This window comes from Sagittula salina, from assembly GCF_017813235.1.
GTDB lineage: Bacteria > Pseudomonadota > Alphaproteobacteria > Rhodobacterales > Rhodobacteraceae > Sagittula > Sagittula salina.
In genome coordinates this window covers 352199-376879 of the sequence record NZ_JAGISH010000003.1, presented here as the reverse complement: position 1 = coordinate 376879, position 24681 = coordinate 352199, and the positions used below count along the sequence as shown (strand labels likewise).

Here is a 24681-nt window from a genome sequence, read left to right as displayed (position 1 = left end):
CGGCGCTCTCACGCTGCGCCAGCCTTGCGGGCCGCCGGTCGGGTGACAGCGGCGTGCGCCCGCCGTTTGCCTGTTCCCTCTGCTCGCGCGTCGCGCTACGCTCGGCCCATGTTCAGCATCGAGCACGAATTCGACGCCACCGTCGTCACCCTCGTCGACGAAGGCAGTCGCCACCTCCAGGAGGACGTGATCATCACCTCCTTCGAGGATTGCATCACCGTCACCCAGTTCGACCCGCGTAGGGATACGGAGATCACCATCACTCTGAGCCTGACGCAGATGCGCGACCTCGTCGCGGCGGTGAACCTGCCGGAGGGCATCTACCGCCGGAAAGACTGAAGGGGCGGTTTCGCCCCACCTGCGGCGGGACGACCCGCGCGGGCTACGCCCGCGACCGGGGCTCTGCCCCGGACCCCGGAGTATTTCGGCCACGGAGAAGCAAGGGCGCTGGTGTCTTTTCCGTGGTGCAGCACATCCGAGCGAGCCGGACATTCCCGGCCTGGCGTGCCGCCGACTCGGTTTCAGTCCAGGCGAAAGACCTTGTCGCGGGCGGTCGCGCCCCGGATCAGCACCAGCCGGGATTTCGCCACGCCGAGCGCCTTTGCCAGCAACTTTATCACCGCGGCGGTGGCCTTGCCGTCTTCGGGCACCGTGGTCACGTAGACGCGCAGGCCGTCGCCGTCGCGTTCGACCGCGTTGCGCGAGGCCTTTGGCGTGATGCGGCAGGAGAGCACGGTGCCGGGCACCGCGAGGTCTGAGAGGGCGGCTTTGGACATGTCTTCCGTGCTACCACCCCGGGCGGCGGGCGCGCAATTGCTGCGCCGCGCGCCCGATGAAACTCCGGTGAATCCCTGGCCAATGCTCCCCTGCGCGCCCCTGGCGCGTCATTCACGGTTGAAACCCGGGCGCTTAACCCTTTCATACGAGGGCAAAGACACGACAGGAGGCCGAGATGCCCAGCCCGAACCCCGCCGCGATGGATTTCCTGCTTACCCGGCGCTCGCGCCCGTCGAAGACGCTGACCGGCCCGGCACCCGACCGCGAGACGCTGGAGACCCTGCTGACCGCCGCCGCGCGGTCGCCCGATCATGGCAAGCTGGAACCGTGGCGCTTTGTCGTTCTGCAGGGCGCCGCGCTGGAGCGCATGGCGGCAGCGGTCGAAGTGGCCGGCCAGCGGCTGGGCAAGGACGAGGATGCCGTGGCCAAGGCCGCCGCCGCATTCCGCGACAGCCCGCTCTGTGTCGCCGTGATCGAAGTGCAGAAACCGTCGGAAAAGATCCCCGCCATCGAACAGACCTACTCGGCCGGGGCCGTCTGCCTCGCGCTGCTCAACGCGGCGCTGGCCTCTGGCTGGGGCGCGAACTGGCTGTCGGGCTGGGCCAGCCATGACCGGCAGTTCCTGACAGATGCGCTTTCGCTGAGCGACACGGAATCCCTCGCGGGCTTCATCCATATCGGAACGGAAACATCCACGCCGCCGGATCGCCCGCGCCCGGACCTGTCGAAGATCACCACCTGGGTCGAGGCATGATCCCCGACGCCGTGCTGAAGGCGACAGGTCAGCTCGACGATCCGCGTTTTCGCACCGTTCTGGCCAAGGGCATCGGCATCACCATTGCCGTGCTGTTCATCCTCTCCGCCTTTCTTGTCTGGGGGACCGGCTGGCTGGTGGGCGACAGCCTGACGCTGCCCTGGATCGGACAGATCACTTGGGTCGACAACGTTCTGAGTTGGGCCATGGTGCCGGTGACAGCGGTGCTATCGGTCTTTCTCATGGTGCCTGTGGCCTCCGCCGTCACGGGCCTGTTCCTGGAAGATGTGGCGCAGGCGGTGGAGGATCGCCACTACCCGGGGCTGGGTCCGGCAACGAAGCTTTCCGTGCCCGAAGCGGTGGTCGACGGACTCGGCTTTCTTGGTGTGATGGCGCTGGCAAACCTGGTGGCGCTGGTGCTCTACCTGCTGTTCGCGCCGCTCGCGCCCTTCATCTTCTGGGGGGTGAACGGGTTCTTGCTCGGGCGGGAGTATTTCATCATGGCCGCCGCGCGCCGGATCGGGCGGACCGACTCGCGGCGGCTCTGGCGGCGGCACATCGGGACACTCTGGATCGCGGGCGTGCTGATGGCTTTCCCGCTGACGATTCCGGTGGTGAACCTGCTGGTGCCGGTCCTTGGCGCAGCGGCTTTCACGCATCTGTTTCACCGGCTGAACGCCCGCAACGGCGCGGGGCGCGCGTAGATCGTGGCGCGCGGCCACTGACCATCGCGCCCTTGGCCTTCAGTCCGCCGTGACTGGCGGCATCCGGCGGAACATCCAGTTGTCGAGGTCCCGTACGGAGATCAGCTCGCCCAGAATGATGGTCGCGCAGATCGCCCAGAGTACCGCGGCGATGCCCGTGGTGATCAGCGCCTTGCGCTTCAGGTTGTGTTTCTCAGGGCTGCCCGCGTGGGTGCCCGGCACCACATCGCCCTTGTCGCCCTGCGTCTGGATGCGGATCGGGATCACGACGAGGAACGTCATGAACCAGATCACGGCGTACAGAACGATGCCCGAGGTCAGCCCCATCAGACCTGCTCCAGTTCCACGAGGCAGCCGTTGAAGTCCTTCGGGTGCAGGAACAGCACCGGCTTGCCATGCGCGCCGATCTTCGGCTCGCCCGATCCCAGCACCCGCGCGCCGGTGGCCTTCAGGTGGTCCCGCGCGGCGAGGATGTCCTCCACCTCGTAGCATACGTGGTGAATGCCGCCCGATGGGTTCTTTTCCAGAAAGCCCTTGATCGGGCTGTCGTCGCCCAGGGGGTAGAGCAGTTCGATCTTGGTGTTCGGCAGTTCGATGAAAACCACCGTGACGCCGTGATCGGGTTCGTCCTGCGGCGCGCCGACCGTGGCGCCAAGCGCGTTGCGATACTGGGCGCTCGCGGCCTCGAGATCCGGCACGGCGATGGCGACGTGGTTCAGGCGTCCGATCATGGTTGTCTCCTCATGTCCTCTGGGTCCCATATGGACCGCCGCCCCCGGTCCAGACAAGCCCACCGCCCCGCGACAAAACCGGCCATGCAGGCGGGGACCGGACTGAACCCCGCCCTGCGCGATTCGCTTAAAAACGGGTTAAGTCTGCGAAATATCATCCTTAACGGGTTGTTCACCGGGCGCGCGTCATCATGACGCCGACTCGTCTCGGACCGGCTCGCTGCCGCACCGGTTCACTTCACCCGGAGGGATACCATGGACAACCCGCTTTCCGCTCATCTGCGGCCCACAGCCAGCAGGCCGCTGCTTGGCCTTACCATTCTCGTGGTGGAGGACAGCCGTTATTGCTGTGACGCCATGCGTCTGCTCTGCCTGCGCTCCGGCGCGCGCATCCGCCGCGCGGACTGCCTGAAATCCGCGCGCCGCCACTTGCAGGTCTACCGGCCCTCGGTGGTCATCGTCGATCTCGGCCTGCCCGACGGGTCCGGGGCGGAACTGATCTCCGAACTCGCCATCGCTTGCCCGCGGGTGGACGTGCTCATCGGCACCTCCGGCGACAGCTTTGCGGAGGAGATCGCGCTGGCCGCCGGGGCCGATGGGTTCCTTGCCAAACCGGTGTCTTCCCTGTCCGCCTTCCAGAGCATCATCCTGCAGGCCCTGCCGCCGGAACGCCGCCCCAATGGCCCGCGCAGCGTGATGGATGATCCGATCCTTCCCGATCCGTTGGCCTACCGTGACGACATGGCCCACGCGGCGGACGTGCTGGACGACAACGCCGACGAGCGCGCCATGCGCTACGTCACGCAGTTCCTGACCGGGGTTGCGCGCAGCGCCGGGGACCGCGTCTTGCAGGCCGCGGCGGAGGAACTGGAAGAGGCGCGCCGCGCTGGCGGCCCCGTGCAGCCGAACCTCGCCCGGGTCGCGGCGCTGGTGCAGGATCGCCTGACCGACCGCCTTGCCATCTGAGCGCCGCGCTCTCCGGTTCCGTCCCGCGTGGCCCGTCGCGCGGGGCAGGAAGGTTGAAGGGCCCTCCGGCCCGCCCGGAGACTGACACCGGGGAGGATCCGGCGTGCCATCGCCGCCGCAGCCGTGGCGGCAAGCCTTCGACCCGCCGGTGAGGGCGCGACCGCAGGTCTCGCGTCTGCACCAATCCGCGTCCGGGATCGCGATCGCAGTGGCCCATCCGCAGCCAGTCCGGCGCCACGCGCCTGACCCATACCGCCGTGAGCGCTCCGTCCGCGAGGATGCCCGCCTCTCCGGGGCAGTGGTCGGCGCCTCTGTCACCGCTCACCCGCGCGGTGCGCCCGCACTCTGTCACCCTCGGCGCCACCGTGCTCCGGTTCCGGCCTCCCGCTTCTTTTCGGTGCAATACTTCGGTGGGGGGCATTGCCCCCGCATGTCCGTGCGGGGACGCCGCGACGCGCCACAGGCCAGACAACAATTTACCTGAAATTCGGGAGCGCAGTGGAACCATGCCTGCGGACCGGCGTTGCCTCCTCGAAACCGCGCACCGAGGCGCGACACCGGAGGGGCCCGACATGACCGATATCTATTCCGCGATCAAATCCGACCACGATCGTCACCGCGAATTGCTCGAGGCGATCTCGGACACATCCGGTGCCTCCGAAGACCGCAAGACGGCTTGGGAAGAATTCTACCGCGACGTCAAAACCCACGCCGCCGCCGAGGAAGAGACCTTCTACTCGAAACTCATCTCCAAGACCTGGGGCCAGGATTCCGCCCGCCATTCGGTGCACGAACACCAGCAGCTCGACGATCTGATGGAAGAGCTCAACGAGATGGACATGTCCTCCCCCGGCTGGCTCACGAAGTTCAAGACCCTGCGCCACGACTACGAACACCACATCGACGAAGAAGAGGACGAGGTCTTCTCCCGGGCGAAGGAAGTCATCCCCGACTCCGAAATCAAGGGCTACGGCGAGCGTTTCCTCAAGCGCAAGGAAGAAGAGGCCGGCCTTATCGAAGAAAAGAAGGAAGACGCGCTGGAGGACTGATTCCCTCACGCCTCCCGCACGTACTCCTCACGGGTCGGGGCCGTCCCTCCCCACCCGTTCAGACGCCGCGCCGACCCTCCCCCGGCGCGGCGTCTTTTTGTTTGGTGCGAGCTCCTGCGGCCGCATATGGAAAAACGGCAAAGCGATACATGGGAGTATACCTTTGCATAGGGTCAATGGGCTTTCGGGTGGGCGAAAGGAGTGTTCGGTGGGGCAAAAGGGTTAATATACCGCTAATTTCCCATGGTCCTGCCCGTTTGCCGCCACAGTTCGGCGCAAACCTGAGTTCAGGAACAGCCTGACAATAAGGACCGAGGACATGGCCACCGACGCAGCAATCACCCTGGCACTCATGATCACTCTGTTGCTCTTCGCCATGCAGCCGCTGAAGCGCATCGTGGGCCGCTTCATCACCGCGCGCATGGCAGATCACAATGCCGAACGCGGCTTTGACCGGGCACGCATCGCGGTTTCCGGCTTCGTCGCCGCTGGCGTATGCGGCGCGGTTCTCATCCTCGGACCCCACACTGTCGGCCCGACCGTCATCATGGCGATGCACTGATCACCGGCGCCTCGCCCCCAGATAGACCAAGAATACCGAAGAATACCCCAGAATCCCCAAGCGCCCACGCGAGATCATTCGCCGGTCAGCCTTTGTAGCATGGCCGCCAGCGGTTCCGCCCGGTCCGGCGCGTAGAAATACAGGTAGTCGGCCCAGCCAGAGTTGTAATCGCTCAGCAACTCTCCCGATGGCGACAGCACCAGCGTCCGCGGCATGTAATCGCCATCCGGCGCAAAATGAGCGGCATCCTCAGGTTCCCTGTCCTGGTCCACCAGAACCGGCACCACGCGACGCATCAGCGTCACAACCTCCGGGTCGGAGAAGACGTCCCGGTAGGTCTGGCAAACCGGGCACCATGTGGCGTGAACCACCAGAACAACCGGCTTGCCCGTGTCCTTCGCCTCTGCCAACCCGGCCGCGACGCTGCGCCACTGAATCGCGTCTTCGTTGAAACCGGCGGGGTAGGGTTGGGCAAGGGACGCGTGCCCCCCGATGCCGACGCAAAGCGCCGCCATCAGGACGATATGCAGCCCCCGCGCCAAGGCGTCACTCCTGCGGGATGACCCGCAGCGACAGCTCCATCAGCTGATCGGTAGAAGGGTCGGAGGGCGCGTTCATCATGAGATCTTCGGCCCGCTGATTCATCGGGAACATGATCACCTCGCGGATGTTCGACGTTCCCGCCAACAGCATCACGATCCGGTCGATGCCCGCGGCGCAGCCCCCGTGCGGCGGCGCGCCGTAATGGAAGGCGTTGTAGAGCGCGCCAAAGCGGTTCTTCACCTCGTCCTCGCCGTAGCCCGCGATCTCGAAGGCCTTCAGCATCACCTCCGGCTTGTGGTTCCGGATAGCACCGGAGACCAGTTCGTAGCCGTTGCAGGCCAGATCGTACTGGAAGCCCTTCACCGCCAGCGGGTCGCCCTGCAGCGCGTCCATGCCACCCTGCGGCATGGAGAAGGGGTTGTGCTCGAAATCGATCTCGCCGGTTTCCTCGTCCTTCTCGTAGATCGGGAAATCCACGATCCAGGCAAAGGCGAAACGGTTCTCGTCGATCAGGCCCAGTTCATGCCCCAGCACGTCCCGCGCGCGGCCGGCGACCTTCTGGAACGACGCGGGCTTGCCACCCAGGAAGAACGCCGCGTCGCCCACGCCAAGGCCCAGCTGCTGGCGGATCGCCTCGGTGCGCTCGGGGCCGATGTTCTTGGCCAGCGGACCGGCTGCCTCCATGCCCTCACCCTGATCCCGCCAGAATATGTAGCCCATCCCCGGCAGGCCTTCCTTCTGTGCCCAGGAATTCATCCGGTCGCAGAACTTGCGCGACCCGCCCGTGGGGGCGGGAATGGCGCGGATCTCCGTGCCGTCCTGCTCCAGCAGCTTGGCGAAGATGGCGAAGCCCGAGCCGCGGAAATGCTCCGACACGTCCTGCATCTCGATCGGGTTGCGCAGGTCGGGCTTGTCGGTGCCGTACTTCAGCGCCGCATCCTTGTAGGGAATCTGCGGCCACGACGCCGGGTCATCCACCGCCTTGCCGCCGCCGAACTCCTCGAACACGCCCGCAATCACCGGGGAGATCGTATCGAAGACATCCTGCTGCGTGACAAAGGACATCTCCATGTCCAGCTGGTAGAAATCGGTGGGCGAGCGGTCGGCGCGCGGGTCCTCGTCGCGGAAACAGGGCGCGATCTGGAAATACTTGTCGTAGCCCGACACCATGATCAGCTGCTTGAACTGCTGCGGGGCTTGCGGCAGGGCGTAGAACTTGCCCGGATGCAGGCGCGACGGCACGAGGAAGTCGCGCGCGCCCTCCGGCGAGGAGGCCGTGATGATCGGCGTCTGGAATTCCTTGAACCCTTTGCCCCACATGCGCTGCCGCACCGATGCCACCACGTCCGAGCGCAGCACCATGTTGCGCTGCATCGTCTCGCGGCGCAGGTCGAGGTAGCGGTACTTCAGGCGCGTCTCTTCCGGGTATTCCTGCTCGCCAAAGACCATCAGGGGCAGTTCCTGCGCCTGGCCCAGCACTTCGAGGTCACGAACAAAGACCTCCACCTCGCCGGTGGGCAGCTTTGCGTTCACCAGTTCCGGGGCGCGCGCCTTTACCGTGCCGTCGATGCGGATACACCATTCCGCGCGCACCTTTTCCACCTGCGCGAAAACCGGGCTGTCGGGGTCGCACAGGACCTGCGTCGTGCCGTAGTGGTCGCGCAGGTCGATGAACAGGATGCCGCCGTGGTCGCGGATGCGGTGCACCCAGCCAGAGAGCCGCACGGTCTCGCCCACGTTGTCCTTGGTCAGGTCGGCACAGGTATGGCTGCGATAGGCGTGCATGGTTTCTCACCTCTGGGGGAATGTCTCGGGTCAGGCGCGGATACACCGCGCGCGCGGCCGGAAGTCAAGCAAACGGTGCAGAATCACCCCTTAACGTCGGTCTTTCGCCGAGTCGCCGCTCGGCGCCCGCGGGGGTTGTGGTCGGTCAATTCCGGCGCGAACCCACCTGAGCGGGTATAAGATGCATCCGTTTGCGCCGAATTCGCAACACTGGATAGTATCAAAAGGGTAGTACACAGAATTGCCACGGTTTTGCCGCCGACGTTGCCAATTCCCTAACAACCCTGATCCTGTCGCACACCTCAAAGGGGACAATATCATGTGGGAAAACAAGCGTGTCACTTTGAATGGCAAGCCTGTGGGTGAGAAAACCGGTATTCTGCTGAAGTCCATCCGGGACGTTCTGGCAGAAGCCGGAGCCGAAGACCTGCTGGCCCCCGCCACCCTGAAACAACCCGCTGAGCCCGCCACTGCGGCCACGCCTTCCGCGCACCAGGAAAAACTGGAGGCGGCCCAGCGTCCGGCGCCTCCGGGATTGCAGGTCCCGAATGTCCAGCCGCGCCGCCCGGTAAAATCCGAACCCGGCGTCCAGCCAAGGCGTCCGGCAAAGCCCGAGCCGAGCACCGCGAAGCTGAAGGCGGCGCTGCGTCCCGTTGGCGATCCGCGCGAGTCGCGCAGCCTCGCGGGACGTCTCTTCGGCATCTGAGACATCTTGCGCCGATCCGTCCCGACACATGCCCTTTCGACCTTCGGCCAGCGCCGCACGCGCTGGCCGAAGGCGTTTGTGGGCTCCCGGTTTGCTGCCCCGGGGGCAGGGGCCTGGCAAACGCCCTGCCGCAAGGGGCACAAGGGCCTGGCCAGGGGCCGCATCGGGGGTTGAACCCGCGCCGCGCCCGTCTATAACGCACGACAATTTGGGGACCTGAGCCGAGTCAGGGCCCCCATCACTCATGCCGTCCAGACGAGGTGTCCCCCATGCCCAAACGTACCGATATCAAATCCATCATGATCATCGGCGCCGGGCCCATCGTCATCGGGCAGGCCTGCGAGTTCGACTACTCCGGCGCACAGGCCTGCAAGGCCCTGCGCGAAGAAGGTTACCGCGTCATCCTCGTGAACTCCAACCCGGCGACGATCATGACCGATCCGGGACTGGCGGACGCCACCTATATCGAACCCATCACGCCCGAAGTGGTCGCCAAGATCATCGAAAAGGAGCGCCCCGACGCGCTGCTGCCCACCATGGGTGGTCAGACCGGCCTGAACACCTCGCTCGCGCTCGAGGAAATGGGCGTGCTGGCAAAATACAATGTCGAAATGATCGGTGCCAAGCGCGAAGCCATCGAGATGGCCGAGGACCGCAAGCTTTTCCGCGAGGCGATGGACCGCATCGGGCTGGAAAACCCGAAGGCCACCATCATCACCGCGCCGAAGAAGGACAACGGCAAACGCGACCTGAACAAGGGCGTGGAAATGGCGCTGGATGCGCTGCAGGACATCGGCCTGCCCGCCATCATCCGCCCCGCCTTCACCCTGGGCGGCACCGGCGGCGGCGTGGCCTACAACCGCGAGGATTACATCCACTACTGCCGCTCCGGCATGGATGCCTCGCCGGTTGGCCAGATCCTCGTCGATGAATCGCTGCTGGGCTGGAAAGAATATGAAATGGAGGTCGTCCGCGACCGCGCGGACAACGCGATCATCGTCTGTTCCATCGAGAACGTCGATCCCATGGGCGTGCACACCGGGGATTCCATCACGGTGGCCCCCGCGCTGACGCTGACCGACAAGGAATACCAGATGATGCGCACGGCCTCGATTGCCGTGCTGCGCGAAATCGGCGTGGAAACCGGCGGCTCGAACGTGCAATGGGCAGTGAACCCGGAAAACGGTCGCATGGTCGTGATCGAGATGAACCCCCGCGTTTCCCGCTCCTCCGCGCTGGCGTCGAAGGCGACCGGCTTCCCCATCGCGAAGATCGCAGCCAAACTCGCCGTGGGGTACACGCTGGACGAGCTGGACAACGACATCACCAAGGTCACGCCGGCCTCTTTCGAGCCGACCATCGACTACGTCGTGACAAAGATCCCGAAGTTCGCGTTTGAAAAATTCCCCGGCTCGCAGCCATACCTCACCACGGCGATGAAATCCGTGGGCGAGGCCATGGCCATCGGTCGCACCATCCACGAATCCATGCAAAAGGCACTGGCCTCGATGGAATCCGGCCTGACCGGCTTCAACGAGGTCGTCATCCCCGGTCTGAAGGAAGGCCAGTGGGAGGCCGTCGGCTCCGAAGGTCGCGCCGCCGTGGTCAAGGCACTTTCGGAGGCCACCCCCGACCGTCTGCGCACCATCGCCCAGGCCATGCGCCACGGCCTGTCGAACGACGAGATCCAGGGCGTTACGTCCTATGACCCGTGGTTCCTGGCCCGCATCCGCGAGATCGTCGAGGCCGAGGCCGAGGTCCGCCGCAACGGCCTGCCGGTCACCGAATACGGTCTGCGCCAGCTAAAGATGATGGGCTTTACCGATGCCCGCCTTGCCGAACTCACCGGCCGTGACGAAGGTCAGGTGCGCCGCGCCCGCCAGAACCTCGGCGTCAACGCCGTGTTCAAGCGCATCGACACCTGCGCCGCCGAATTCGAGGCGCAGACCCCCTACATGTACTCCACCTACGAAGAGCCGATGATGGGCGAGGTGGAATGCGAGGCGCGCCCCAGCGAGCGCAAGAAGGTCGTTGTCCTCGGCGGTGGTCCGAACCGCATCGGCCAGGGGATCGAGTTCGACTACTGCTGTTGCCACGCCTGCTTTGCCCTCTCGGATCAGGGTTATGAAACCATCATGATCAATTGCAACCCGGAGACCGTGTCGACCGACTACGATACCTCCGATCGGTTGTATTTCGAACCGCTCACCTTTGAACACGTCATGGAAATCCTGCGGGTGGAGCAGAAGCGCGGCACCCTGCACGGCGTCATCGTGCAGTTCGGTGGTCAGACCCCGCTGAAACTGGCCAACGCGCTGGAGGAGTCGGGGATCCCGATCCTCGGCACCACGCCTGACAGCATCGACCTTGCCGAAGACCGCGACCGCTTCCTCAACCTCGTCAACGACCTCGGCCTGAAGCAGCCCGTCAACGGCATTGCCTCCACCGACGAAGAGGCCTTCAAGATCGCCGGGAAGATCGGCTTCCCGCTGGTGATCCGCCCCTCCTACGTGCTGGGCGGCCGCGCCATGGAGATCGTGCGCGACATGGATCAGCTGAAACGCTACATCCGCGACGCCGTGGTGGTTTCCGGCGACAGCCCCGTGCTGCTGGACAGCTACCTCTCCGGCGCGACCGAACTGGATGTCGACGCGCTGTGCGACGGCGAAAACGTCCACGTCGCGGGCATCATGCAGCACATCGAGGAGGCCGGCGTGCACTCCGGCGACTCCGCCTGCTCGCTGCCGCCCTACTCGCTGTCCGCCGACATCATCGAGCAGGTGAAGGAACAGACCCACGCGCTCGCCCGCGCGCTGAACGTCGTCGGCCTGATGAACGTGCAGTTCGCCATCAAGAACGACGAGATCTACCTGATCGAGGTCAACCCGCGCGCCTCCCGCACCGTGCCCTTCGTGGCAAAGGCGACGGACAGCGCCATCGCCTCCATCGCCGCGCGCATCATGGCGGGGGAAAAGCTGTCGGCCTTCCCCATGCGCGAAGGCTACCCGGAGAATGCCGACTACGACACCGACATGCCTATCGCCGACCAGATGACGCTGGCCGACCCGAACATGCCGTGGTTCTCGGTGAAGGAAGCCGTGCTGCCCTTCGCCCGCTTCCCCGGTGTGGACACGATCCTCGGCCCGGAAATGCGCTCGACCGGCGAGGTCATGGGCTGGGACCGCTCCTTCCCGCGCGCCTTCCTGAAGGCGCAGATGGGCGCGGGCAACCACCTGCCGACCGAGGGCGCGGTCTTCATCTCCGTGAAGGACGAGGACAAGACCGTGCAGATGGTCGAGGCCGCGCAGGTTCTGTCGGACATGGGCTTCAGGCTGGTCGCCACCAGCGGCACCGCCGCCTTCCTGAAGGGCCAGGGCATCGCCTGCGACCTCGTGAAGAAGGTCTACGAGGGCCGCCCGAACATCGTCGACCTGATGAAGGACGGCGGCATCCAGCTGGTTCTGAACACCACCGAAGGCTCCGCCGCGGTGGAGGACAGCCGCGAGATCCGCTCCGTCGCGCTCTACGACAAGATCCCCTACTTCACCACGGCCGCAGGCGCCCACGCCGCAGCCCTGGCCATCAAGGCGCGGGAAGAGGGGGAGCTGGTGGTGAAGTCGCTGCAGGGGTGACGAGGGCTACTCAGCGCTTAGCTGTTTCGAGGACAGCTTTCCGGAGATTGCTTTCGCAACAGACTGGAACGCTGTCCCTGAATAGCTGAAATCCTGAGTCAAATCGTCCTTAAGATGGTCGCGAAGAAGTTCCATTTTAAGGGCCGTTTCTCTTTCGAAAATCTCATCATCTGTAAGCTCTGTGTTTTTCGCCGAGAGCGTTGATATGTCCTTCGCGATTATGCTCAGCTTTTGCATCGCAATTCTCTGCCTGTTGATCTTGATGATCTCGTATATGAAGCGACCAACTGTATAGCCGCATACTTCTAAAAGCGTGACCGCGACAATCACAAACGGAAGTCTTGTCAGGAAGATGCTCCAGACGTCTATTTCTTCTCCGGTGTCTCTCCAGATCACCGTTAAGTCGATTGCACTGAAAAATAGACTCCAAGTCACAAACAAGATTACGATTACGAATGGTGTGGAGAGGGCTGCGTAAATCTTAATATTTCTCGCCCCTTCCTCGATATATCCAGCGAGATCGCTTGGGAACATTTTGAGTTCTGTCTTCACCTTTTCCAAATCGGAGGAAGTGTTGTCTCTTGTGTCAGTAAGTCTTTGAATTTCATCGGATAAGCGGCGTCTCTCCCCAATCAATCTTGTCGTCGCCTCTTCGGCGTCGGTCAGCTCTTTTTGACCGGCGGCAAGCTTCTCTGTTTGAGTGCTTATTTCTGCCCTATGGCTTCCAATTTTCTCAGACAGCTCTTTGGCCTCGAGTTGTAGAGCGGCACTTGATTTTTCTAGAGCGGCGATTTTATCTTCACGCTTTGTCAGCCTTTCTTTCGCATCTTCGATTTCTCCGACAGCGCGTTCCAGCTTGGCGAAGGAATCTACTGTGTACGCAAGAATTTCAACACTCTTAAGGTAGGCTGTTGAAGCCCATTTCTATTCGGGTTGTATGGTGAAGCTTGTGCAAAACGCATTGATTATAAAGTTAAAGCGATCATCTCGAAGTTTCGAGGTGATTTTTATGGACCGCCCCGAGGTTGTTGTGGCAGTAATCGTCATTCGGTTGTATGTGCTGTACCCGGACGTTTCTACGGATACAGTTGAAACGAAAAATTGCCGTTTGAAGTCGTAATTGTATTCTTGGTTGCGGGCTTTGAGGTATGTATCTGGCTGAGTGTTTCCAAGAAGTTTCGCAGTCTTGGTTTGGCGCCGTTCCAAGAATCTTACGGGGACTGGACGTAGCTCAGGTAAAGATTGGGGCGTGTCGGGCATGAACAATTCCAGATGTAAAAATGGATAGTCATCTGGCCACGACTGAGACACCTACGCAAGAATAAATTCGACCACCCCTTTAAAACCTGAAATCAAACGACCGGATCACCTGCACGCCCACGGAGCCGCTGTCCCGCGACTGCACTACCGGCGAGTCCCCGACGTCTCCGACAAGGCGGTCCCATCCCACCGTGCCCTTCACGGCCCATGCATCGTTGAAATCGTGGCGGACGCCCAGTTCCAGCCCGACCTTGTAGAGTCCCGCCCCCGCCGAGTAGGCGGGCAGCGCCGCGCCCGCGGGCACCGAGAAATAGGTCGAGGCATATTCGTTGTTCGCCATCGACAGCCGCGGGCCAAAGCGGACCTCGGTGCCCTGGCCGTAGTCATGCACGATGTCCGAACCCACATCCGCCACCACGCCGTCGTGGCCGGTCACGCCCTTGCGCACCGCAGTCCAGGCTTCCACGCCCTCCCAGCGCCACGACACCCGCGCGCCCAGTTCGAACGCCGCGTCCACGTTCGCGATGCCGGTCAGGCGCGGGTGATCCTTCGCCGTGCGCTCCGGCAGCACCCGGAACGACGGGCCAAAGCCGAACCCCATGCCGTCGCCGCGATCCACGTTCAGTCCCAGCATCCGGAAGGTCGACACCGATCCCGACAGGGCGGGCGCCGCGACATACTCGTCCGATCCCTCGTAGGCGGGCGCCGACTGCACCCCGAATCCCAGCTCAAAGGCCAGCGCGCGGTCCTGCGCGACAGCGGGCGCGGCACAGCCAAGTGTCAGGGAAAAAACGACAAAACGGGCGGTCAGGGACATGGCGGAGGCTCCAATCGGGAAACAAGCGCGTATTCGGCTTCTGCGCTATCTAGCACGGATCCGCCCCGCCGCCACGAGTTGCTTACCTGCCCACTCCACATCCTTTCCATGCTCTGGTAAACCGCCCCTGAAGGCCGCCAAAGGGAGAACCCATGAAACCCGTCATCCTCACCATTCTCGACGGCTGGGGCCTGCGCGAAGAGACCGCGAACAACGCCCCCGCGCTGGCCGACACCCCGACCGTCGACCGGCTCATGGCGACCTGTCCACATGCCACGCTGATCACCCACGGACCCGACGTGGGCCTGCCCACCGGACAGATGGGCAACTCCGAGGTCGGCCACACCAACATCGGCGCGGGCCGCGTGGTGGCCATGGACCTCGGCCAGATCGACCTCGCCATCGAAGACGGGTCCTTTTTCGAGAACAAGGCGATCCTCGATTTCGCCGCGACCGTCCGGGATGCGGAGGGAGAGGCGCATGTCATGGGCCTGACCTCGGACGGCGGCGTGCATGCCCATACCGACCACCTTCTGGCAGCGGCGAAAGTGCTGACCGACAAGGGCCTTTGCGTGCACATCCACGTCATCACCGACGGGCGCGACGTCGCGCCCACCTCTGCCGTGGACCAGGTGGCGCGTTTCGCCGCGGCCCTGCCGGAGGGCGCTCGGATCGCCACCGTTTCCGGGCGCTACTACGCCATGGACCGCGACAATCGCTGGGACCGGGTGGAAAAGGCCTACCGCGCCGCCGTAGAGGGCGACGCCCCGGCGCAGCCCGACGCCCTCACGGGTATCAGGGCCTCCTATGCGGCTGACAAGGCGGACGAATTCATCCTGCCCTTCGTCATCGACGGGTATCGGGGGATGCAGGCGAACGACGGGCTCTTCTTTGTCAACTTCCGCGCCGACCGCGCGCGAGAGATCCTTGCCGCCATTGGCGACCCCGCCTTTGACGGCTTCGAACGGCAGAGAAAGGACCTTTCTGCCCGCCTTGGGATGGTGGACTACTCTGACGCGCACAAAGCCTACATGACCACCGCATACCCCAAGCAGAAGATCGTCAACACGCTGGGCGAATGGACGGCGAAGCACGGCAAGACCCAGTACCGGCTGGCGGAAACCGAGAAATATCCGCATGTCACTTTCTTCCTGAACGGCGGCAAGGAAACGCCCGAAGAGAACGAAGACCGCTTCATGCCGAAATCGCCAAAGGTCGCCACCTATGATCTTCAGCCCGAGATGTCGTCGGGCGAGGTGACGGAGAAGTTCCTCGAGGCGATCGACCATGGCTATGACCTGATCGTGGTGAACTATGCCAACCCCGACATGGTGGGCCATACCGGCGATCTGGATGCCGCGATCAAGGCCTGCGAGGCGGTGGACGCGGGCCTGGGCCGGGTGGTGGCGAAGCTGGAACAGACCGGCGGCGCGCTCCTGGTCATCGCCGACCACGGCAATTGCGAAACCATGGTCGACCCGGAAACCGGCGGGCCCCACACCGCGCACACCACGAACCTCGTCCCCGTCATCCTGTTTGGCGCACCCGAGGGTACGCGGGTGACCGATGGCCGCCTTGCCGACGTGGCGCCGACGCTGCTGCAACTGATGGACCTGCCGCAGCCCGAGGAAATGACTGGAAAGAGCCTGATCCGGTGAAGCGCCTCGCCCTCCTTCTGATCCTGCTGACGGGAACCCTCGGGGTACCGCCTGCGCTGGCGCAGGACGCGGGCGCCGACGCGCGCCGTGCCGCCGAGGATCTGGAAGCGGCCTCCGTCCTGCTGGACAGCGCGGAGGACGCCGCCGACCGCGTCGCTGCGTTGACGGACACGATCCGCGCCTATGAGGACGGGCTTGCAGCCATGCGCGAGGGCCTGCGCGCCGCCGCCATCCGCGAGACGGAGCTTACCCGGAAACTTCAGGCGCAGGAGCAGGAGATTTCCCAGCTGCTGGGCGTGCTGACCGCCATGAGCGGACGCGCCTCGCCCGGCGCGCTTGTGCATCCGCAGGGGCCTCTGGGCGCGGCGCGGTCGGGCATGTTGGTGGCTGCCGTGACGCCCGGCCTTGCGCAGCGCGCCGCCGACCTGCGCGCGGACCTCGAAGAGGTGCAGGCCCTGCGCAAGCTGCAGCAGAACGCGGCGCAGCGGCTGGCGGAGGGGCTGCAGGGCGTTCAGCAGGCCCGTACGGAACTGTCGCAGGCCATCGCCGACCGCACCGACCTGCCACAGCGCTTTACCGAGGACCCCATCCGCACCGCCATCCTGATCTCGGCCACCGAAACCCTGCAGGGCTTTGCCGACGGACTCAGCCAGATCCCGGCCGAGGAGGATCAGGGCGGTCCGCCCATGCCCGACATCCACGCGTTGAAGGGCACGCTGTCCCTGCCGGTCCGCGGCGTCGTGCTGCGCCGCGCGGGCGATCCGGATGCGGCGGGCGTCGCGCGGCCCGGCATCGTGCTGGCGGCGCGCCCCGGGGCGCTGGTGACCACCCCCACCGCCGCGACGATCCGCTACAACGGCCCGCTGTTGGATTATGGTCTGGTAACCATTCTTGAACCTTCGCCTGATGTGCTCTTTGTGCTGGCCGGACTCGACGTGGTCTACGGCCAGATCGGAGAGGTCCTGCCTGCGGGCTCTCCGGTGGGGCTGATGCCGGCTCCCACAAATGCGTCAACTGAAAGTGAAGGGGGTGGCGCTGGCCGTTCGGAAACGCTTTACATAGAGGTCAGAGAGGGCGACGCGCCCGACGATCCACTGCTGTGGTTCGCAACCGACAAGGGATGAGAAATGCAGAAATTCGTGATGGCCGCCCTCGCGGGAAGTCTGGCCTCCGTGGTGGCAACCACGCAATTCGTTGGTCCCCTGCTGGCGCAACAGCAGGAAAACGACCCCTCCGTCTACCAGCAGCTCGACCTCTTCGGTGACATCTTCGAGCGCATCCGCTCGCAGTACGTCGAGGACGTGGACGAGAAGAAGCTGATCGAGGCAGCGATCAACGGGATGCTGACATCGCTCGATCCGCACTCCTCCTACCTGCCGCCCGACGATGCCGCCGACATGCGCGTGCAGACGCGTGGCGAATTCGGCGGTCTGGGGATCGAGGTCACGCAAGAGGATGGGTTCGTCAAGGTCGTCTCTCCCATCGACGGCACCCCGGCGATGGAGGCCGGGATCGAGGCGGGCGACTTCATCACCCACGTCGATGGTGAATCCGTTCTGGGCCTGACGCTGGACGAGGCGGTCGACCTGATGCGCGGCCCGGTCGGGTCGGAAATCCTTATTTCCGTCGTGCGCGAGGGCGAGGAAGAGCCCTTCGACGTGTCGATCATCCGCGACACGATCAAGCTGACCGCCGTGCGCGCCCGCACGGAGGGCGATACCGTCGTGCTGCGCGTGACCACCTTCAACGATCAGACCTACCCGAACCTCGCGGAGGGTCTTGCCAAGCAGGTCGAGGAAGCCGGCGGGATGGACAAGGTCAACGGCGTCGTGCTCGATCTGCGCAACAACCCCGGCGGCCTGCTGACCCAGGCGATCAAGGTTTCCGACGCCTTCCTCGACGCCGGTGAAATCGTCTCGACCCGCGGGCGCGACCCGGTGGACGGCGACCGCTACAATGCGACGCCGGGCGACCTGATCTCGGGCAAGCCTCTGGTCGTGCTGATCAACGGCGGCTCCGCCTCGGCATCCGAGATCGTCTCGGGCGCGCTGCAGGATCACCACCGCGCCATCGTCGTCGGCACCAAATCCTTTGGCAAAGGGTCGGTCCAGACGGTGATGCCACTGCAGGGTGACGGCGCCATGCGCCTGACCACGGCGCGCTATTATACGCCCTCGGGCCGCTCGATCCAGAACCTCGGCGTGTCGCCCGACATCGTTGTTGAACAGCCGCGCCGGGATCCCAACGCGGAGCCGAAGGAAGAGGAGGAAACCAACGTCTTCTCCCGTTCGGAGGCCGACCTGCGCGGCAGCCTCGAAAACGACTCGCTTACGCCGGAAGAGATCGAACAGATCAAGGCCGACCGCGAGAAGGCCGAGCAGGCCGCCAAGCTGCGGGACGAGGATTACCAGCTGGCCTATGCCATCGACATCCTGAAGGGGCTGTCGAAGCTGGCGCCGAAGGACTGAAACGGGTAGGGCGGGGGAAACCCCGCCCCTTGCCTTTGCAGGACCCTGCCATGACCCAGACCCTGACCGCCGACGAAATCGCCGCCCTGCCATACCGCCGCAACGTGGGCGTGCTGCTGCTGAACGCCGAAGGCCATGCTTTTGTCGGTCGGCGCATGGACCAGCAGCCCTCGGAGCCGCCCGCCTGGCAGATGCCGCAGGGGGGCATCGACAAGGGGGAAACCCCGCGCGCCGCCGCCCTGCGCGAACTGCAGGAGGAAACCGGCGTGCCGCCGCATCTGGTGACGGTGGAGGCAGAGACCGACGGCTGGATAGCCTACGACCTGCCGCATGACATCGTGCCGCGCATCTGGAAGGGCCGCTACAAGGGGCAGGAGCAGAAATGGTTCCTGCTACGCTTCCACGGCACCGACGCCGACGTGCGCATCGACGCCGACGACCACCAGGAATTCTCCGAATGGCGCTGGTCCGCGCCGGACGAAGTGCTGCGCGACATCGTGCCCTTCAAGCGCGCCGTCTATGCCCGCGTGCTCGACATCTTCTCGGACCATTTCTAATGCGCTGGCTGGCCTTCCTTGCGGCGCTCGCCGCCACGGAGGCCAGTGCGTTGTCCTGCCTGCCACCCGATCCCGTCCGCACCTTTCTGAAGGTCGACGCCGCGCCAGAGCGCTGGGGCGCCGCCGTGGGCCGCCTCGACTTTGACGCGAGCCGCCTGCCGCAATCGCACAAGGACAGCGCCGACACCCCGCCCGAAACATGGCTGCGCGGGCAGTTGGTGGGGCATACGCTGGACACGGACGGCTGGACGAAACCCTTTCAGGGCAGCGTCGCGCTGAAGGTGCTCTGTTACGGGCCGTGGTGCGCCCAGCCAAAAAGCGGCCGCACCTACCTCCTGTTCCTGCAACGCGAACCGCACCGCCACGTGGCCACCGCCGACCCCTGCGGCGCATACATCTTTGCCAACCCCTCGCGGGAGGATCTGGACCGCGTCTTTCAGTGCTTCGCCGGCGGGCCCTGCGAACCCCGCCAACCCTGAGAAACGCCCGTCAAAGCGGCGATTCCGGCGCGCGCGCAGCCCCTGGCGCGGTCTTTGCAGTTGCCGAACGCCCGCGCGCGTGCCCATCCTGCGGCGATACTCCGGCCCCTCGAAAGGAAGCCTCATGCCGTCCGCCGTTGCCGAAACCCCCGCCGCCGCCGCGCCCGAGGCAGAGGCGCACTTTGCGGCCAAACTGGCCTTTGAAACCGACTGCTGGGACGTGCATTTCAGCCTGTCCAAAGGCGCGACGGATTTCGTGGTCTTCGACGTACGCAGCCCCGCGCTTTATGCCGATGGTCACGTACCCGGCGCGATCAACATTCCGCACGGCAAGATGACGGCGCACCGCATGTCCGACTGGCCCGCCGACCTCCTGACGGTGGTCTACTGCGCTGGCCCGCATTGCAACGGCGCGGACAAGGCCGCGCTGCGCCTGTCGCGGCTGGGCCGCCCTGTAAAGCTGATGATCGGCGGTATCACCGGATGGCTCGACGAAGGTTTCGCTCTGGCGACGGGGGCGGAACCGTCCTCGATCGCCGAAGTCGAAGGTCTGGCGGCGGAATAACGCCCCCGGACCTGCTACCCTCAGCGCAGCTTCTTCAGCAGCTCCATCGAGGCGTAGCCGTCCGGCACCAGCCCCCGGCGCGCCTGATAGCCCCGGATCGCGGCGATGGAATTCGGCCCCAGCCGCCCGTCGACGCCCCCGGTGGAGAACCCCACCGCCGTCAGCCGCGCCTGCAGTTCCTTGCGCTGGTCGGAGGTCAGCGGGCTGTCCTCGCGCGGCCAGGCGCCGCGAAACGGTGCCCCGCCCGCGATGCGATCCGCCAGATGCGCCACGCCAAGCGCATAGGCATCGGCGGCGTTGTAACGCTTGATGACGCGGAAGTTCTTCGACACGAGGAAGGCCGCGCCGCGATGACCTGCGGGCAACAGCACGCGCGCCGCGCCGAAGTCCCGCACCGGCCGCCCGTCCATGCCGACGACGCCCAGCCGTGCCCAGTCCGATGGCATCCGGTCCGTGTCCATCGCGGTATAGTCGAACTGCGCGGGCAGCCGCACCTCCATGCCCCAGGGCATCCCCGTCACCCAGCCGTTCTTGGCCAGGTAATGCGCGGTAGAGGCCAGCGCATCCGCCGGATCGTCGCCCCAGATGTCGCGCCGTCCGTCGCCGGTAAAATCGACCGCCAGCGACTGGAAGGAGGTCGGCATGAACTGCGTGTGCCCCATGGCGCCGGCCCATGATCCCTTCATGTTCGCGGGCGTGGTATCGCCCGCCTCGAGGATCTGCAGCGCCGCAACCAGCTGGGTTTCAAAGAACTTCGCCCGTCGTCCGTCGTAGGCAAGGCTTGCCATGGCCTCCACCACGTTCTCCGATCCGCGATAGGATCCATAGGCCGATTCCATGCCCCAGACCGCCAGCACGATCTCCTTGTCGACGCCGTAGGTCCGTTCGATCCGGTCCAGAAGCGCGCCGTGCTGGCGCAGCATGGCACGACCGTTCTCTACCCGGCTGTCAGAAGTCGCGCTGTCGAGATAGCTCCAGATGCCCTTGACGAACTCGGCCTGCTTTTCGTCCTTTGCCACGATGGCCGGATCGAACCGCACCCCGGCAAAGGCCCGGTCAAACGTGCGCGCGCTGATCCCCTGCGCCAGTGCACGGGGGCGGAAGTCATTGATCCAGCGATGAAACCCGGCCTCTGTCCCGCCATGCGGCCCGGCCGTGGGGGCGGCGACTAGCGCGACTGCCGCGACGCGATGCAGCGCGGCGGGGCGCACCGTTGGCCGCAGCGACGTGCCCGGCGCCGACAGCGCCGCCAGCCGCGCATCCATGGCAAGCGCCCGGCTCACCACCTCTTCGATATCCGTCACGACGACCCGCACGCGCGCCTGCGGGCGCAACGACACGTCCAGCGGCTCCGCGTACAGCGGGGCACAGCCAAGGAGGAAGCCCCCCAGCCCAAAGGCGATCTGCCTGATCATGGTCAATCTCTGCTGCTCATTATATTTTGAAGCAAGTCTACCGCGATTCCGTTTCCCGAGATAGGGGGATCACCCCCATTGGCGAAAACGGGCGTCCATGGCGTCGCGGTAGGTGCGCAGCATTGGCACCCGGTCGGGCCGGAAGGACTGGCCCGTGCGCGCCAGCCCTGTCATGCGATCCAGCCGGAAAGCGCGGAAATCCCGCCGCAGCAGACACCACGCCAGCAGGCAGTGCGATTTGTCGAACAGCATGATCGCCAGCGGTTTCACCTCGCGGCGGGTCTCTGCCCCGTGCCGGTCGGCGTAGTCAAAGGCGACCTGCTCCTCGTCCCAGCATGCGCGGCGCAACGCGCCCGCGTCGATGGTGGGGGCCGGCGGCGGGGCAAAGCGGTGTGCCGTCAGAACCGCGTGCCGCAGCCGGTGCGCCTGTCGTTCGGGCAGCCGCGCGCGCAATTTCGTCAGCGCGGTCGTGGCCGCCTCCGCCAGCGCGGGGTCGCCGACAAAGGCCACCTCCTTCAGCCCGAGGATCAGCGCCTCCAGCTCGTCGTCCTCGAACCCCAGCGGCGGCAGGTGCGCGTCCTCGACCAGGGTGTAGCCATAGCCCGCCTCGCCGTCGATCACCGCACCCAGTTCGCGCAGGGTGTCGATATCGCGATACAGCGTGCGGGTGGAAACGCCGGTCTCCTCCGCCAGCCGCTGTGCGGTAACGGGCGAGGGCAGGCGGCGCAGCGCCGTCATCAACTGGAACAGGCGGTGAGTGCGGGACATGGTGGCGCAATGCTACACCATGTCCCGCACCCTGCAGTCAGCGATTGTCAGCGGCAATCCTGTTTGTCGCCGGCAGTTGTCAGCCGGTCACGTCTTCTGGCGCCGCTGCCGCGAGACCTTGCGCTTCACCTTCGCGTCCTTGGCCCGCGCCTTTGCTGCCTTGCGCTGGGGTGAGGGCCCGCGCTTGCCGCCGCGCCGGTATCCGCCACGCCCCCGGCCGCCGCCGCTGCTTTCGTAGGGCTCGCCCTCCAGCTCCAGAAGTTCAAAGGCAATGCCGCCGGTGACCGGCGCGGCCTCCTTCAGCTTCACCTTGGCCTTCATGCCCAGGGCGATCACCCGCCCGCTTTCGGACCCCACCAGCGTGCCATTGTCGCGGTCGAAGTTGAAATACTCGTTGCCCAGCGTGGAGATCGGCACCAGCCCGTCGGCGCCGGTCTCATCAAGTTTCACGAACAGGCCGAACTTGGCGATGCCCGACACGCGGCCCGGGAACTCCGCCCCGATCCGGTCGGACAGGAATGCGGCAAGGTATCGGTCCGTGGTGTCCCGCTCCGCCATCATCGACCGCCGCTCCGTGTCGGAGATCTGCTGCCCGGTCAGTTCCAGCCGATCGATGTCCTCTGCGCTTAGGCCGTCCTTGCCCCGGTCCGGCCCCCAGCCATGCGCCGAGATCAGCGCGCGGTGCACGATCAGGTCGGAATAGCGTCGGATGGGCGAGGTGAAATGCGCGTAGTTCCGAAGCGCGAGGCCGAAATGCCCAAAGTTTTTCGGGCTGTAATAGGCCTGCGTCATCGACCGCAGCGTGGCCATGTTGATCAGCTCGTCCTCCGGCGTGCCCTCCGCCTGCCGCAGCAGCGCGTTCAGGTGGCGGGTCTGCAGCACCTGCCCCTTGGCAAGGGTCAGACCGGCCGCGCCCGCCGTTTCCCGCAGGCTTTCCAGCTTGTCCGGCGGCGGTTCCTCGTGCACGCGGAACAGCAGCGGCGTCTTCTTGGCGATCAGGGTTTCGGCGGCGGCAACATTGGCCAGCACCATGAATTCCTCGATCAGCCGGTGCGCGTCCATCCGCTCCGCGAAATCAACCGATAGAACCTTGCCCTCGTCCGACAGCACGATCTTGCGCTCCGGCAGATCGAGGTCGAGCGGCTGTCGGCGTGCGCTCGCGCCCTTGAGCAATTCGTAGGCGGCGTATAGCGGCTTCAGCACGTCCTCGACCAGCGGTGCGGTCTTATCGTTGGGGGCGCCATCGACGGCGGCCTGAACGTCTCGGTAGGGCAGCGAGGCCTGCGACCGCATCAGCCCGCGCACGAAGCGCTGACCCAGCTTCTCGCCCTGCGCGTCGATGACCATGCGCACCGCGATGCAGGCCCGCGGCACGTCCTCGTGCAGCGAACACAGGTCGCCCGACAGCCGGTCGGGCAGCATCGGCACCACGCGGTCGGGGAAGTACGACGAGTTCCCGCGCTTGCGCGCTTCGTGATCGAGCGCGGAACCGGGCGTGACGTAATGCGCCACGTCGGCGATGGCGACCCAGATGACGTAGCCGCCGGGGTTCTTCGGATCGTCGTCGGCGTGGGCATGCACCGCGTCGTCGCGGTCGCGCGCATCCGCCGGGTCGATGGTGATCAAAGGCAGGTCGCGCAGGTCTTCGCGGCCATTCAGCCCGGCGGGCTTCACCGCGTCGGCCTCTGCCAGCACATCCGCCGGGAAGTCGTCGGGGATGCCGTGCTGGTGAATGGCGATGAGCGAGACTGCGCGCGGCTCTGTCGGGTCGCCCAGCCGCAACACGATGCGCGCCTTGGGCAGGCCCATGCGGCCCTTGGGTCCGGCCTGCTCCGCCTCGACCAGCTCGCCGTCCTTCGCGCCGCCGGTGGCGTCGGGACCCACCATCCATTCGCGGTCCGACCCCTTGTCGATGGGCAGGATGCGACCGCCCTCCGCCCCCTTGCGGAAGATCCCCACCACGCGCTGCGGCGAGGTGCCGATCTTGCGGATCAGCCGTGCCTCGTAGTTGTGATCTGCCTCGTGCACCACCTGCAACCGCGCGAGAATGCGGTCGCCTTCACCCAGCGCCGGGTCGGAGGGTTTGGTGACGATCAGAACCGTCGGCTCCACGCCCTCGCCATGCCACTCCAGCGGCACCGCAAAGAGATCGCCATTCTCGTCCGGCGCCTTCACCTGCAGCACGCTGACCGGGGGCAGGCGATCCGGGTCGCGGTAGGTCTTCTTGCGCTTCTCGAGGTGCCCCTCGTCCTCCAGCTCTCGCAGGATTCGCTTGAGGTCGATCCGCGCGGCGCCCTTGATGCCGAAGGCCTTGGCGATGTCGCGTTTCGCGGTGAGGGTCGGGTTCCCGGAAATCCAGTCGAGGATCTCCTGTTTTGTCGGCAGTGTGCTCATGGCTCTCAGGTAGCACGGCACCCCGGCCTCGTCATGTCGAATTGCATGCGGAACAGTCCCCATGCGGGTCGAATTGCATGCGGAACAATCC

At 65.3% G+C, this 24681-nt stretch carries 24 protein-coding genes; 14 read left to right on the top strand and 10 right to left on the bottom strand.

Features of this window, described 5'->3' with window-relative positions; all coding sequences use genetic code 11:
• The first annotated feature begins 108 nt into the window (after window positions 1-108).
• On the top strand, window positions 109-339 hold the full coding sequence (locus J5474_RS08045) for a hypothetical protein (protein ID WP_209360292.1): 231 nt from the start codon (window positions 109-111) through the stop codon (window positions 337-339).
• Window positions 340-521: 182 nt separating this feature from the next.
• On the opposite strand, the gene J5474_RS08040 is transcribed toward J5474_RS08045, so the two are convergent.
• On the bottom strand, window positions 522-776 hold the full coding sequence (locus tag J5474_RS08040; RefSeq protein WP_209360291.1) for a DUF167 domain-containing protein: 255 nt from the start codon (window positions 774-776) through the stop codon (window positions 522-524).
• A gap of 176 nt (window positions 777-952) precedes the next feature.
• Here J5474_RS08040 and J5474_RS08035 point away from each other — a divergent pair, with 176 nt between their 5' ends.
• Window positions 953-1531, top strand: coding sequence for a nitroreductase family protein (locus J5474_RS08035; protein ID WP_209360290.1), 579 nt, complete (start codon window positions 953-955; stop codon window positions 1529-1531).
• Window positions 1528-2235 (top strand): EI24 domain-containing protein, encoded by a 708-nt coding sequence (locus J5474_RS08030; RefSeq protein ID WP_209360289.1) that lies wholly within the window; start codon window positions 1528-1530, stop codon window positions 2233-2235. The genes J5474_RS08035 and J5474_RS08030 overlap by 4 nt, the downstream gene beginning before the upstream one ends.
• 39 nt (window positions 2236-2274) lie before the next feature.
• On the opposite strand, the gene J5474_RS08025 is transcribed toward J5474_RS08030, so the two are convergent.
• Together J5474_RS08025 and mce are read right to left on the bottom strand one after the other, a co-directional pair.
• Window positions 2275-2562, bottom strand: a complete 288-nt coding sequence (locus J5474_RS08025; protein ID WP_209360288.1) for a DUF1467 family protein — start codon at window positions 2560-2562, stop codon at window positions 2275-2277.
• Window positions 2562-2966 (bottom strand): methylmalonyl-CoA epimerase, encoded by a 405-nt coding sequence (gene mce / locus J5474_RS08020; protein WP_209360287.1) that lies wholly within the window; start codon window positions 2964-2966, stop codon window positions 2562-2564. The genes J5474_RS08025 and mce overlap by 1 nt, the downstream gene beginning before the upstream one ends.
• A gap of 255 nt (window positions 2967-3221) precedes the next feature.
• On the opposite strand from mce, the gene J5474_RS08015 reads away from it, so the two are divergent.
• From J5474_RS08015 to J5474_RS08005, 3 genes are all read left to right on the top strand, one after another.
• Window positions 3222-3932, top strand: coding sequence for a response regulator (locus tag J5474_RS08015; protein WP_209360286.1), 711 nt, complete (start codon window positions 3222-3224; stop codon window positions 3930-3932).
• Window positions 3933-4504: 572 nt separating this feature from the next.
• Window positions 4505-4981, top strand: a complete 477-nt coding sequence (locus J5474_RS08010) for a hemerythrin domain-containing protein (protein WP_209360285.1) — start codon at window positions 4505-4507, stop codon at window positions 4979-4981.
• 319 nt (window positions 4982-5300) lie between these two features.
• Window positions 5301-5543, top strand: a complete 243-nt coding sequence (locus J5474_RS08005) for a hypothetical protein (RefSeq protein ID WP_209360284.1) — start codon at window positions 5301-5303, stop codon at window positions 5541-5543.
• 74 nt (window positions 5544-5617) lie between these two features.
• Here the strand turns inward: J5474_RS08005 and J5474_RS08000 are convergent, their stop codons facing one another.
• The gene (locus J5474_RS08000; RefSeq protein WP_209360283.1) at window positions 5618-6085 is read right to left on the bottom strand and encodes a thioredoxin family protein; all 468 of its coding nucleotides are present in this window, start codon (window positions 6083-6085) and stop codon (window positions 5618-5620) included.
• Window positions 6086-6089: 4 nt separating this feature from the next.
• On the bottom strand, window positions 6090-7871 hold the full coding sequence (gene aspS / locus J5474_RS07995; RefSeq protein WP_209360282.1) for an aspartate--tRNA ligase: 1782 nt from the start codon (window positions 7869-7871) through the stop codon (window positions 6090-6092).
• Window positions 7872-8190: 319 nt separating this feature from the next.
• On the opposite strand from aspS, the gene J5474_RS07990 reads away from it, so the two are divergent.
• Together J5474_RS07990 and carB are read left to right on the top strand one after the other, a co-directional pair.
• Complete coding sequence (locus J5474_RS07990) at window positions 8191-8577, top strand: hypothetical protein (protein WP_209360281.1); 387 nt, start codon at window positions 8191-8193, stop codon at window positions 8575-8577.
• A 269-nt stretch (window positions 8578-8846) separates the two neighbouring features.
• Window positions 8847-12209: a carbamoyl-phosphate synthase large subunit gene (gene carB / locus J5474_RS07985; protein WP_209360280.1), complete on the top strand. Its 3363-nt coding sequence runs from the start codon at window positions 8847-8849 to the stop codon at window positions 12207-12209.
• Between the two features lie 6 nt (window positions 12210-12215).
• On the opposite strand, the gene J5474_RS07980 is transcribed toward carB, so the two are convergent.
• Window positions 12216-12845 carry a hypothetical protein gene (locus tag J5474_RS07980; protein ID WP_209360279.1) on the bottom strand — a complete coding sequence of 210 codons (630 nt, stop codon included), beginning with the start codon at window positions 12843-12845 and terminating at the stop codon, window positions 12216-12218.
• Window positions 12846-13548: 703 nt separating this feature from the next.
• Window positions 13549-14286, bottom strand: coding sequence for a MipA/OmpV family protein (locus J5474_RS07975; RefSeq protein ID WP_209360278.1), 738 nt, complete (start codon window positions 14284-14286; stop codon window positions 13549-13551).
• 152 nt (window positions 14287-14438) lie between these two features.
• Between J5474_RS07975 and gpmI the strand changes: the two genes are divergently transcribed.
• From gpmI to J5474_RS07945, 6 genes are all read left to right on the top strand, one after another.
• A complete protein-coding gene (gene gpmI / locus J5474_RS07970; RefSeq protein WP_209360277.1) occupies window positions 14439-15944 on the top strand; it encodes a 2,3-bisphosphoglycerate-independent phosphoglycerate mutase in 1506 nt (501 codons plus the stop codon).
• Window positions 15941-17068 carry a murein hydrolase activator EnvC family protein gene (locus tag J5474_RS07965; RefSeq protein WP_209360276.1) on the top strand — a complete coding sequence of 376 codons (1128 nt, stop codon included), beginning with the start codon at window positions 15941-15943 and terminating at the stop codon, window positions 17066-17068. The genes gpmI and J5474_RS07965 overlap by 4 nt, the downstream gene beginning before the upstream one ends.
• Window positions 17069-17071: 3 nt before the next feature.
• Complete coding sequence (locus tag J5474_RS07960; protein WP_209360275.1) at window positions 17072-18412, top strand: S41 family peptidase; 1341 nt, start codon at window positions 17072-17074, stop codon at window positions 18410-18412.
• A gap of 62 nt (window positions 18413-18474) precedes the next feature.
• Window positions 18475-18969, top strand: coding sequence for an RNA pyrophosphohydrolase (locus tag J5474_RS07955; protein ID WP_209360364.1), 495 nt, complete (start codon window positions 18475-18477; stop codon window positions 18967-18969).
• Window positions 18969-19448: a hypothetical protein gene (locus tag J5474_RS07950; RefSeq protein WP_209360274.1), complete on the top strand. Its 480-nt coding sequence runs from the start codon at window positions 18969-18971 to the stop codon at window positions 19446-19448. Before J5474_RS07955 ends, J5474_RS07950 begins: the two co-directional genes overlap by 1 nt.
• 124 nt (window positions 19449-19572) lie before the next feature.
• Window positions 19573-20013, top strand: a complete 441-nt coding sequence (locus J5474_RS07945) for a rhodanese-like domain-containing protein (protein WP_209360273.1) — start codon at window positions 19573-19575, stop codon at window positions 20011-20013.
• A gap of 20 nt (window positions 20014-20033) precedes the next feature.
• Here the strand turns inward: J5474_RS07945 and J5474_RS07940 are convergent, their stop codons facing one another.
• The 3 genes from J5474_RS07940 to rnr all read right to left on the bottom strand — a co-directional run bounded on the left by J5474_RS07940 (window position 20034) and on the right by rnr (window position 24590).
• A complete protein-coding gene (locus J5474_RS07940) occupies window positions 20034-21428 on the bottom strand; it encodes a lytic murein transglycosylase (protein ID WP_209360272.1) in 1395 nt (464 codons plus the stop codon).
• 69 nt (window positions 21429-21497) lie between these two features.
• Window positions 21498-22196 (bottom strand): helix-turn-helix transcriptional regulator, encoded by a 699-nt coding sequence (locus J5474_RS07935; RefSeq protein WP_209360271.1) that lies wholly within the window; start codon window positions 22194-22196, stop codon window positions 21498-21500.
• An 87-nt stretch (window positions 22197-22283) separates the two neighbouring features.
• Window positions 22284-24590 (bottom strand): ribonuclease R, encoded by a 2307-nt coding sequence (gene rnr, locus J5474_RS07930; RefSeq protein WP_209360270.1) that lies wholly within the window; start codon window positions 24588-24590, stop codon window positions 22284-22286.
• Window positions 24591-24681: the final 91 nt, after the last annotated feature.

What these genes read in the sequence shown, in the direction of transcription:
- J5474_RS08045 (WP_209360292.1), top strand. Translation starts at nt 109, where the DNA reads ATGTTCAGCATCGAGCACGAATTCGACGCCACCGTCGTCACCCTCGTC.
- J5474_RS08040 (WP_209360291.1), bottom strand. Translation starts at nt 776, where the DNA reads ATGTCCAAAGCCGCCCTCTCAGACCTCGCGGTGCCCGGCACCGTGCTC.
- J5474_RS08035 (WP_209360290.1), top strand. Translation starts at nt 953, where the DNA reads ATGCCCAGCCCGAACCCCGCCGCGATGGATTTCCTGCTTACCCGGCGC.
- J5474_RS08030 (WP_209360289.1), top strand. Translation starts at nt 1,528, where the DNA reads ATGATCCCCGACGCCGTGCTGAAGGCGACAGGTCAGCTCGACGATCCG.
- J5474_RS08025 (WP_209360288.1), bottom strand. Translation starts at nt 2,562, where the DNA reads ATGGGGCTGACCTCGGGCATCGTTCTGTACGCCGTGATCTGGTTCATG.
- mce (WP_209360287.1), bottom strand. Translation starts at nt 2,966, where the DNA reads ATGATCGGACGCCTGAACCACGTCGCCATCGCCGTGCCGGATCTCGAG.
- J5474_RS08015 (WP_209360286.1), top strand. Translation starts at nt 3,222, where the DNA reads ATGGACAACCCGCTTTCCGCTCATCTGCGGCCCACAGCCAGCAGGCCG.
- J5474_RS08010 (WP_209360285.1), top strand. Translation starts at nt 4,505, where the DNA reads ATGACCGATATCTATTCCGCGATCAAATCCGACCACGATCGTCACCGC.
- J5474_RS08005 (WP_209360284.1), top strand. Translation starts at nt 5,301, where the DNA reads ATGGCCACCGACGCAGCAATCACCCTGGCACTCATGATCACTCTGTTG.
- aspS (WP_209360282.1), bottom strand. Translation starts at nt 7,871, where the DNA reads ATGCACGCCTATCGCAGCCATACCTGTGCCGACCTGACCAAGGACAAC.
- J5474_RS07990 (WP_209360281.1), top strand. Translation starts at nt 8,191, where the DNA reads ATGTGGGAAAACAAGCGTGTCACTTTGAATGGCAAGCCTGTGGGTGAG.
- carB (WP_209360280.1), top strand. Translation starts at nt 8,847, where the DNA reads ATGCCCAAACGTACCGATATCAAATCCATCATGATCATCGGCGCCGGG.
- J5474_RS07975 (WP_209360278.1), bottom strand. Translation starts at nt 14,286, where the DNA reads ATGTCCCTGACCGCCCGTTTTGTCGTTTTTTCCCTGACACTTGGCTGT.
- gpmI (WP_209360277.1), top strand. Translation starts at nt 14,439, where the DNA reads ATGAAACCCGTCATCCTCACCATTCTCGACGGCTGGGGCCTGCGCGAA.
- J5474_RS07960 (WP_209360275.1), top strand. Translation starts at nt 17,072, where the DNA reads ATGCAGAAATTCGTGATGGCCGCCCTCGCGGGAAGTCTGGCCTCCGTG.
- J5474_RS07950 (WP_209360274.1), top strand. Translation starts at nt 18,969, where the DNA reads ATGCGCTGGCTGGCCTTCCTTGCGGCGCTCGCCGCCACGGAGGCCAGT.
- J5474_RS07945 (WP_209360273.1), top strand. Translation starts at nt 19,573, where the DNA reads ATGCCGTCCGCCGTTGCCGAAACCCCCGCCGCCGCCGCGCCCGAGGCA.
- J5474_RS07940 (WP_209360272.1), bottom strand. Translation starts at nt 21,428, where the DNA reads ATGATCAGGCAGATCGCCTTTGGGCTGGGGGGCTTCCTCCTTGGCTGT.
- J5474_RS07935 (WP_209360271.1), bottom strand. Translation starts at nt 22,196, where the DNA reads ATGTCCCGCACTCACCGCCTGTTCCAGTTGATGACGGCGCTGCGCCGC.
- rnr (WP_209360270.1), bottom strand. Translation starts at nt 24,590, where the DNA reads ATGAGCACACTGCCGACAAAACAGGAGATCCTCGACTGGATTTCCGGG.